The organism is Pseudomonas sp. (assembly GCF_049590575.1).
Lineage (GTDB): Bacteria > Pseudomonadota > Gammaproteobacteria > Pseudomonadales > Pseudomonadaceae > Aquipseudomonas.
Window position 1 is genome coordinate 1 of record NZ_JBAWDE010000167.1, and the last position, 2,000, is coordinate 2,000.

General features: G+C 63.0%; 1 protein-coding gene and 1 pseudogene. Both read right to left on the reverse strand.

The window, feature by feature from the left end; genetic code table 11:
• Window positions 1-260 (reverse strand): hypothetical protein (locus WBR57_RS12010; RefSeq protein WP_424084010.1); only part of this gene is annotated, 260 nt, incomplete at its 3' end.
• Between the two features lie 33 nt (window positions 261-293).
• Window positions 294-2,000 (reverse strand): annotated as a pseudogene (locus WBR57_RS12015) (ShlB/FhaC/HecB family hemolysin secretion/activation protein); the annotation flags it as partial.

Below are 2,000 nucleotides of genomic sequence, written 5' to 3' on the forward strand. Positions count from 1 at the left end.
TCCTTGAACTGGTTATGCGACAGCCCGCTGCCATTGGGCGCAGCAATATTGACGATGGGCACGCCATTGCCTGCCTGGCCAAGTGTGGTCCCCGGCGCGCTCACCACAATCCCATCCGCCTGCGCCAGCAACGGCTGCCAGAACATGGCGTTGGCCAATACCAATGCCAGCCCGCGCTTGGGCAAGCCCAAGAAGTTGGAGCGGGTTTTCACGGCTGCAGAAGGTTGGCGCGCAAGAAAGGCGAGCTGGCGAACGTCCATGTCATGTCTCGATGCCCGAGGGGCGGTAAAGATTTAAAGGAAGAAATCCATACGGAAATACACCGGCGCTTCACGTTCAGTGATCGGCCCCGGGCGTTCCAAAGAGTGTGCGAAGGTCACCGTGGCGGCGACGTTCTGGCTACGGGCAAACAGCTCCAGCGAATTGCTGGTCATGCGCCCGTGCTGCTCGGCGTTGTAGCGGCCATGGCTGATCACGCCCTGGTCGTAGCCGAGGCTGGTGCCGTATTCGCTGAACACCGGCTGCATCCAGGCCCAGGTCACCGGGCGGCTCCAGCGCAGGTCATTACGCCATTAGCCGCCGCTGTCGCCGGCCAGGCTTTGGTCCTTGTAGCCGCGAATCGACGACTGCCCGCCGAGGCTCATGCGTTGCGGGCTGAACAGCACATCTTCGCTGCGCTGGCCGGTCATCAGGCTGCTGAAACTGAACGACTCGCCCCACAGTTTGAACGGGTACAGGTAGCTCAGCGTGGCGGTGTATTTGCGGTAGCGCGCGTCAGCCTGGCCGGGGCGTGGGTTGTGGTTGGCCTGGGCGTCGAAGGCGCCGATGCCGTCCTGCATGCCCAGGTCGACGTTGAGAAAGGAGCCACCAATGCGCCGACCGTGGTTGATGCCGAACTGGGCTTCGCTGAGGCGGTTGCTGCTCAGGGCGAGCTTGCTGTCTTCGACGAAGTTGTTGGTGCGCAGGTAGGCCACGCCGGTGCTGAGCGAGGTTTTGCTCAGGGCGTCGCGATGGATCACCCGTTCCAGGCGCAATTGGTGGCTCTGGCTGTCGCCGGACTGCTTGAAGTTGAAACCGCTGGCCTGGGCCAGGGAGCGGTATTCGGTTTCGCTGTAGCTGTAATTGAGGTTCCACCAGCCAAACGGCAGGTTGTAATTGAGCATCGAGTTGCGCGAGGTTTTCTGGTGGTCGCTGACGGCATCGTGACCGCCACGTAGCGACAATTGATCCGCCAGACCCAGCGGATTATCCCAATCCAGGCTGGCGCCCCATTGCTGTTCGCCGGTCGCACGCTGGCCGCCGTTGTGGCGGGACAGGCCGACGCGCCATGGCTTTTGCGGGGTGTTTTTCACCAGCACGTCGCTGCCGCCGACTTCCTTGCCGGGGGCCAATTCCATTTGCGCCTGGTTGGAGGGCAAGCGGTTGAGTTGGTCGACCATCTGCTCGATCTCGCGCAGGTTAAGCAGGTCGCCCGGTTTGCCCGGGAAGCTCATCGCCAGTTGGCGCTCGCTGATACCGCTGCCCTGCGCGCCCTTGACGCCTTCCAGGCGACCTTCCACCACTTGCACCTTGAGGTTGCCACTGGCGAGGTTCTGTTGCGGCAGGTAGGCGCGGCTGGTGACCAAGCCTTTGGCCAGGTAATGGTCGGTGATGACTTTGAGCAGATCATTGAGCTGCGCCACGCCCAGGCACTCGCCAATGTAAGGCTTGAGCAGGCTGTCGCGCTCGCCTGCGGACAGCGCGTCGGCGCCGGCAAGTTCGATGGTCTGGATCAGGAAGCAGCGGGTATCTGCTGGCGCTGTAGGCTTGGCGGGCGCAGCGGTTTTGCCGGGCAGGTCCTTGAGTTCTTCGAGGCGGCGCTGTTGCTCTTCGAGCAGGCGATCCTGGCGATCGCGGATCAGGTCGGTGACCCCAGGCGTGTTCTGCAGGGTTGCGCCTTGGGCCATCCCGGCCGTGCTCAGGCAAAAAAAAGCGGACAGCAGGCTGAGCCTGGTCCGACG